This window comes from Streptomyces sp. NPDC048270, assembly GCF_040652335.1.
GTDB lineage: Bacteria > Actinomycetota > Actinomycetes > Streptomycetales > Streptomycetaceae > Streptomyces.
Map to the genome: position 1 here is coordinate 1 of NZ_JBEZLV010000092.1, position 6,722 is coordinate 6,722.

Below are 6,722 nucleotides of genomic sequence, written 5' to 3' on the forward strand. Positions count from 1 at the left end.
TCCGGTCGGTGATCAGGTGGATTTTCGATCCGGGTTTGCCGCGGTCGGTCGGATTCGGTCCCGTCAACGGCCCCCTTTTGCGGCCCGCATGCTGATGGAGTCCATCGCGCAGCGCGACCAGTCGAGTTCCCCGCGGGCGCCGAGTTCGTCGAGGATGACGCGGTGGAGCCGGGCCCAGACCCGGGCCCGGCTCCAGTGGGCGAAGCGTCGGTAGACCGTCTGCCAGCTCGGGCCGAACACCGGCGGGAGCTGCCGCCAGGTGCAGCCCGAGGTCGCCACGAAGACGATCGCGGCCAGGGCCTCGCGGTCACCCGCCCGCCGTCGGCCGCCACCCTGCGGACGTATCACCTCCGTCGGAGGCACCACCCGCCGGAACAACACCCATAACTCATCCGGTACCAAGCGCTCAACCAAATCCGTCATGCACGGTTCAACGAACGATCACGCCATAAGAAACGGTGTCTTAGCGTGCAGCTTCATCTGCCGGCGACACCCTAACCAGCCAAATCGTGATCTTGTTGTTAGCTCGTACGCTGGATGCGGGTACGGACCGGTCGTGCTACTCGGCAGCGTTGTAGGCCTCCCGGACGTTCTTGGGGACTCGGCCGCGGTCGTTTACCTGTAGACCATTTGCCTTCGCCCAGGCCCTAATCTCGGCGGTGTCCCCGATCGTCCTCGGGGTGCGGGAAGTGCTTGCCTTCACTCGGGTTACCCGTCCTGCCCTGCGACCCACAGAAGTGAAAGGGGCAACTGCTTCCAGTAGCCTGTCGTAGCTGTCGGGAGCGAGGTCGATCTCGTATTCAATCCCGTCGAGGGCGAGGGTGTGGGTTGCAGCTTCCTGGGTTTCCTCGCCAGTGAGGTCGTCAGTGTAGATGGTTACGATTTTCTGAGCCATGGGGAGATTGTATGGCAACTAAAGGAATTGCGAAACACCACTGACGAACTGCGTGCGAGCGGGTGATTTTGGGCGGGCATGATTGCGCACCTGGCATAGAACGGGACTCTTGAGGTACGCCTGGAATTCCGTGATGCAGAGCTACCGGTCGGTCCCGACGCTGACCCAGCCGGCGTTCGCGGCGAGGTCGTAGATTGCGATTGCGTACGGAATCGCCATGTCCGCTCCCTCAGGGGTCCAGGAGATCAACGGTCTTGTAGGGCCGGGCTCCCGATTCTTGCACCAGTCGACCAGCTCCTTCTTCCTGGTATCCACCTGATCACCGGATCACCGGCGCCCGTATGTTCTCTGGCCTGGTCTTTGATATAGCGGAACTGGGCATCCTGGTCGGGATGTTGAGTGCCCGCGACGCAACATTGGCCTGCAGACTGAGCGTTCCCGAACGAGTTACCGTCCACCTCGGGCAAACATGCCCAAGACCTCTGCCCCCCGTAATCTTTTTCGCGGTCCTGCAATGAGGGCCCTGGCCTCCGGGCCCGGCTACTGAGGATTGCAGGGTGGGGTCGGTGGTGTAAGGGTCATGTGGGTGGCGGTGAGGCGGCCGTCGATCAGGCGGGGCTGGAGCTGGATCCGGCGGAGTATGCGATCGAGGTCGTCGGGGGTGTTGCAGGCGGTGTTGGCCATGGCTCTGCGTACGAGTGACCAGACGGCCGCGACAGGGTTCAGGTCGGGCGCATATGCGGGTAGCAGGACGGTGGTGAGCCAGTCGTGCTCGGCTTCATATCGCTTCAGCCCGGCGGTCGGGTGTTGAGGTTGTCCCAGACGATCACGATCGGTCCTCCGAGCTGGATGTGTGCGCGGACCAGGAGGTCGCGGTAGAGACGCCGGCCTGTTGCCACCACTCCAGCCTGCGCCAGCAAGTCTGCCCCGAGCCGAATCCCAGCTCAGGCGGCAGGAGTTGCCAGGCGATGTCGTTGCAGAGCACGTACAGGATGCCTTGCAGACACAGCCGGTCAGCCACCGGCCGCGGCCCCGGTGACCTCGTCGGCCAGGGCGGCAGCAACGGCTCGATCAGTGCCCACAAGTCGTCATCCACGATCCACGGCCGAGTACTGAGCGTATTGAGTCGTGATCACTGGGTGGTTCGGGTGAGGTCTTTGATCCAGATCACGGCGGCACGTAGGTGGAGTCCGGCGAGATGGCTGTCCGGGGTTTTGATGCCCCTATGGATGTCAAGCCGCCAGGACGTGGGTGGTGGTGCGGGTGATGAGGCGGTGGATCTCGCGTGCGACGTAGCGTTTGAGGCAGCGGAGTGCTTCGCGTCGGGTCTTGCTTTCGGAGACGCGCCTGTCGGTGTATCCGCGGGTGCGAGTGTCCCATCGGAGACGGGCCAGCACGATGGTGTAGAGGGCCGAGTTGGCCTGCCGGTTTCCGCCGCGGTTGAGGCGCTGACGCTGGGTTTTCCCTGAGGAGGCTTCGACTGGGCTGACGCCGCAGAGGGCTGCGAACGATGACTCGCTGCGGAGCCGTTCCGGGTTGTCGCCCGCTGCGATCAGAAGCGTCGCGGCGGTGTCGGGGCCGACTCCATAGCAGGCCAGGAGCTGCGGGTTGTGCTGCGTGATGACGTCTCTGATCCGCGTGGTGAGGTCTTCGATCTCTTCGGTGAGGTGCTGGATCCGCCGGGCCAGGAGCCCCAGCGTGTGGGCGGCGGCACCGGCCGCTCCGGGGGCCGAGCAGTCGAGTCTGGCGCAGGCGCGTATCAGTTTGGGGTTGCTCAGGCCGGCCAGAGACTCGCGGAGCTCGGGGTCGGTGGCCACGAGAACGGCCTTGAGCTGGTTGATCGCCTGAGCCCGGGACTTGATTGCGGAGGCCTTGGCCATCTTGAACAGCCTGAGCATCTCCACGGGCCCGTCGCCAGCCTTCGCTGTCGCGGTCGCTCTGCCGGTGATCACTGCGCGGGCTGCGGCCTCGGCGTCGTTGATGTCGCTCTTGCCGCGGCGCTGGCGGGTGGCCTTGTCGGGCTGGTTCACCTCGAAGACGGTGATGCCCTGGCTGTGGAGGTATCGGCTGAGTGCGGCGCCGTATGAGCCTGTGCACTCCACCCCGGCCTGGCTGAGGTGGCCCAGTGTCCGGGCCCAGGCCAGTAGCTGCTCATAGCCTTCGGCGGTCGTCGGGAAGCTCCGGCTCTCGACGAAGGCGCCGGCTGCCGTGACCACGGCGGCATCGTGGACGTCCTTGTGGGTGTCGACACCTAGCACGATGTCGGGGTCGCATTGGTCCAGAGGGGAGGGCTGGGTCATCCTGGTCACGGTCACCTGTCTCCTGCAGCCAAGGGAAGCGGGGCGGTCATCGCTGGATCGGTCAGGGCGGTCAGGACTGTGACGGTGCCTCTCGCGAAGGCCCCTATCGGGACCGCCCGCCGGTCCAGCGGCAGCGAATGCCGCTCGCGACAGTGGCCGACAGATCAAAACCAAGGCACCAGGGCCAGTCGTAACGCGGGTCAGGCCACCGTCCGAAGCGGCACCCCAACATCCTCACAGTCGTACCGGGCAGCGATACCTCGCCATGCCTTCAGCTTGTTGATCAGGCGCTCGACGGTGTTGCGCTCCTTGTAGAGGTACGCATCGTGACTGACGGGCCGGCTGCGTCTGGAGCCCTTCTTCTTGCGGTTGGCGGCCTGGTCCTTCTTCTCCGGGATGACCGCCTTGACGTTGCGTTTGCGCAGATAGGCGCGGGTGGCGCGGGATGAGTAGGCCTTGTCCCCGGCGACCGCGCCGGGCCGCGTGCGGGGACGTCCGGCGGGCCCGCGGACCCGGACCTTCTTGAGCACGGGGATGAACTGGGGGCTGTCCGCAGCCTGCCCTGCGGTCAGGACCAGGGCCAGGGGCCGACAGTGGCGGTCGGCCGCCAGGTGGATCTTGCTGGTCTGTCCGCCTCGTGAGCGCCGAGCAGAGCTGCTTTCAGACGGAGCTTGCGCCGTCGCCGGACGCGCCGCCGCTCGGCCCGGTCGGGATCCCCGGTGCCGCCGTGTCCGTCTTGTTCCGCCGTGTCGCCCCCTTTTGTCGGCCTGCCTCCGCCTCGACCGCGGCCTTCTCCAGAGCGTCCAGAACGTCCTTTTCCAAATGCATTCCGGCCGCATCTTGATGGGCCCGGACCGTCGTGGAGTCCACGCTGACCAGCGACATATCTATCCGTCCCCGCCCAGCCGCCTCGGCGATCACACCTTCCAGCATCGCCTCGAAGACCCTGGCGTCCCTCCACTGCCTGAACCGGTTGTGCACCGTGGACCAGGCGCCGAACCGGTCCGGCATCTCCCGCCACTGAGCTCCCGAGCGGAATTTCCAGATCACGCCCTCGAACTGCTGCCGCAGCCGCTCGGGGTACGAGCCCTACTCGCCGATCTGCAGATACGGCTCGACGAATCCCAATTCATCGTCTGTCAATTGCGCACGCGTCATGCGTACCGGACTACCGGATCCACCTTCACAGCGAGGGCAGATCCGGCAAACCGATCACGACTCAATACAGGGCCTAGCGCCGTTCACGTCGTAACGGACCTAACGGACCTAACGGACCTAACGCGCCAACGAGTGCGGCGAGCACGTCGGCTGACAAGCCTGTGATCCTCCGGTCACTGATGATCGTGCACGAGCCGCTGTCCGATCCATTGATCAGCGGCCGACCCAACGTCTACCGCTAACCATGCATGAGCTAGTTAGGGCGCGCCACATCTGACGAATCCGACTCATCCCGCCAGCTGAGAAGGCGTCAGGCCCGCCTGCCGCCGACCGCTCGCGATACGGGACTCGATAACGCTTCAGAAAATAGCAGACAATATGAAGTGTGCCGCAATCCTTGCGCTTTGATGCATTTCGCTCGTAATTGATGATAGGTATCTGGCTGAGAGCCGCCGAGTGACGGCTCGCTACGTGGAAAGGCTCCCTGCAATGCGTCTTCGCGCTACTTTCACCGTTCTAGCTCTAACCATGGCCGGTGTCCTGCCGGCGACAGTCGGTACGGCTGCGGCCCAGGACGTCGACCCTGTGACAGCGGCTTCCGTCGCCACGGCCACCGCTGTCTCCGTTGGTTCCGGTCCCGCGACGGCCACCGCGAACGCCACGTCGACGGCGCAATCAGGGGACACGGAGGTCGGTGACGCACAGGTCCCCGACGTCGAAATCCTCACGGCGATCATCGCTCCGTTGACCAATAACCTTAACGTGGTGGCCAGCTATTCCTGCCCAGTTGGAACGTCGCCAACCTCCAGGATCGATGCCGCAGTCTACGGAGCTCCTGTGGGCACCGGGCCCTTCGGCGTCGGCACCACGCTGTCCCCTCTCAGGTGCGACGGCGTCTCTCACACTGCCGTCCTCGATGTGCCTGCCGCCAGAGGCATCTGGACCCCCAACACCAATGTGCTTGTCTCGGTCACGTTGTACGACCCCAACAACACTCAAGCGCCTATCGCCCATGACGATAGGAATCTTGTCCTCCGGTAGGGACGGCGTATCCACTCATTTGGCAGCACCCTCGACGGCGGCCTGTCCTGCCACGAGGCCCTGCAGTCGAAATGGGCGAAGCCATGCATCGGCCGAGGTGCTGGCTACGGGCCGGGCTTTCGTAGGTCCGTAACCAGCACGCGAAGGCCTGGTGGGCCGCAGATGTGCGGGGGCGGTGTGCCAGCGTCCCACTTTACTTGTGATAGATGGGATGGGCCCATCGCGGCTATCGATCATGGTTGGGCTCGCTTGAGGCGTCGCCAGCAGATGAGGCTGCAGGCGAGGGAGACGAGAGCGTCGTGGAGTTCGGTGCGGCGTTTCCAGCGGACGGCGAGTCGTTTGAAGTGGTGGAGCAGGGCGAAGGTCTGCTCGACGACGCAGCGGAGCTCGCCGGTTGGGGTTGGAGTCGTAGCCGTTGTCCCCGAGCAGGGAGTTGGGACGTCGGCGGGGGCGGCCGGGGCGGCCTGCCACCGGTGGGATGCCGTCGATTGGGGCGGGGGTCTGGGTGACGTCGTTGACGTTGGCCTCGGTGGTGATGACTTTGAGCGGGGTGCCGTGTCCGTCGCAGATCAGGTGGTGTTTGCTGCCTGTCTTCCTCCGGTCGAGCGGCGACGGACCGGTGTCGGCGCCCCCCCCTTTTTTTCGCGCGGATGTGGGAGCCATCCACGCACGCCCTGGACCAGTCGAGCTGGCCGGCCGCGTGCAGCTCGGCGAGCAGGATGCGGTGCAACTGGTCGAGGACTCCGGCCTGTTGCCACCGCTCCAGGCGCCGCCAACAGGTTTGCCCAAAGCCGAAGCCCAGCTCAGGTGGCAGGAGTTGCCAGGCGATGTCGATGCAGAGCACGTACAGGATGCCTTGCAGACACAGCCGGTCAGCCACCGGCCGCGGCCCCGGTGACCTCGCCGGCCAAGGCGGCAGCAGCGGCTCGATCAGTGCCCACAAGTTGTCGTCCACGATCCACGGCCGAGTACTCACACCATCCCGAACGGCTGAATCGTCACACCGGTCACGGCTGACCAGGACATCTCATCAAGATCCTGTTACAAGCTCTTATGTGCTGTTCGAGCAAGGAGTGTGCACGAAGGGGCATATTCTGTCGAAATTTGCACACACCGCTGCAGGGGCGGATGTTCCATAGGATATCCGCGGGCTCCGGAGTAGGACCGCGAGGAACGAAAGGTGATCAACTGATGTGGTTCCTTGAAGTTGCGGCAAGCGGTGACTGGGAGCTAGCCGCCATTGCGGCTAATAGGGAAATGCCATCGAGGAAATGGGGCAAGGAGACACTGCAGAATTTTGTACATTCCCTGGCCCCTGGAGATCAACG

The 6,722-nt window shown here is 64.6% G+C and carries 5 protein-coding genes and 6 pseudogenes; 1 reads left to right on the forward strand and 10 read right to left on the reverse strand.

Translation table 11 applies throughout. The annotated features are described in order from the left end of the window. The 8 genes and pseudogenes from AB0D66_RS33895 to AB0D66_RS33930 all read right to left on the reverse strand — a co-directional run. Positions 1 to 423: pseudogene (locus AB0D66_RS33895) on the reverse strand (IS5 family transposase); the annotation flags it as partial. Between the two features lie 136 nt (positions 424 to 559). Continuing rightward, entirely contained in the window at positions 560 to 895 is a 336-nt protein-coding gene (locus AB0D66_RS33900; RefSeq protein WP_362311007.1) for an Lsr2 family protein, read from the reverse strand. 540 nt (positions 896 to 1,435) lie between these two features. Continuing rightward, entirely contained in the window at positions 1,436 to 1,579 is a 144-nt protein-coding gene (locus AB0D66_RS33905; RefSeq protein WP_362311008.1) for a hypothetical protein, read from the reverse strand. Between the two features lie 42 nt (positions 1,580 to 1,621). Continuing rightward, a pseudogene (locus AB0D66_RS33910) lies at positions 1,622 to 1,843 on the reverse strand (hypothetical protein); the annotation flags it as partial. Continuing rightward, positions 1,776 to 1,994: pseudogene (locus AB0D66_RS33915) on the reverse strand (transposase); the annotation flags it as partial. The pseudogenes AB0D66_RS33910 and AB0D66_RS33915, both read right to left, overlap by 68 nt. Before the next feature lie 133 nt (positions 1,995 to 2,127). Continuing rightward, complete coding sequence (locus AB0D66_RS33920) at positions 2,128 to 3,195, reverse strand: IS110 family transposase (RefSeq protein WP_362311011.1); 1,068 nt, start codon at positions 3,193 to 3,195, stop codon at positions 2,128 to 2,130. A gap of 239 nt (positions 3,196 to 3,434) precedes the next feature. Beyond that, positions 3,435 to 3,895, reverse strand: a pseudogene (locus tag AB0D66_RS33925) (IS5 family transposase); the annotation flags it as partial. Between the two features lie 56 nt (positions 3,896 to 3,951). Beyond that, a pseudogene (locus tag AB0D66_RS33930) lies at positions 3,952 to 4,353 on the reverse strand (transposase); the annotation flags it as partial. Between the two features lie 528 nt (positions 4,354 to 4,881). Between AB0D66_RS33930 and AB0D66_RS33935 the strand changes: the two are divergent. Next, positions 4,882 to 5,394, forward strand: coding sequence for a hypothetical protein (locus tag AB0D66_RS33935; protein WP_362311009.1), 513 nt, complete (start codon positions 4,882 to 4,884; stop codon positions 5,392 to 5,394). Between the two features lie 15 nt (positions 5,395 to 5,409). Here the strand turns inward: AB0D66_RS33935 and AB0D66_RS33940 are convergent, their stop codons facing one another. Together AB0D66_RS33940 and AB0D66_RS33945 are read right to left on the reverse strand one after the other, a co-directional pair. Further along, positions 5,410 to 6,057: a transposase gene (locus AB0D66_RS33940; RefSeq protein ID WP_362311010.1), complete on the reverse strand. Its 648-nt coding sequence runs from the start codon at positions 6,055 to 6,057 to the stop codon at positions 5,410 to 5,412. A 121-nt stretch (positions 6,058 to 6,178) separates the two neighbouring features. Continuing rightward, a pseudogene (locus AB0D66_RS33945) lies at positions 6,179 to 6,370 on the reverse strand (transposase); the annotation flags it as partial. Positions 6,371 to 6,722 lie beyond the last annotated feature (352 nt).

What these genes read in the sequence shown, in the direction of transcription:
- AB0D66_RS33900 (WP_362311007.1), bottom strand. Translation starts at nt 895, where the DNA reads ATGGCTCAGAAAATCGTAACCATCTACACTGACGACCTCACTGGCGAG.
- AB0D66_RS33905 (WP_362311008.1), bottom strand. Translation starts at nt 1,579, where the DNA reads ATGGCCAACACCGCCTGCAACACCCCCGACGACCTCGATCGCATACTC.
- AB0D66_RS33920 (WP_362311011.1), bottom strand. Translation starts at nt 3,195, where the DNA reads ATGACCCAGCCCTCCCCTCTGGACCAATGCGACCCCGACATCGTGCTA.
- AB0D66_RS33935 (WP_362311009.1), top strand. Translation starts at nt 4,882, where the DNA reads ATGGCCGGTGTCCTGCCGGCGACAGTCGGTACGGCTGCGGCCCAGGAC.
- AB0D66_RS33940 (WP_362311010.1), bottom strand. Translation starts at nt 6,057, where the DNA reads ATGGCTCCCACATCCGCGCGAAAAAAAGGGGGGGGCGCCGACACCGGT.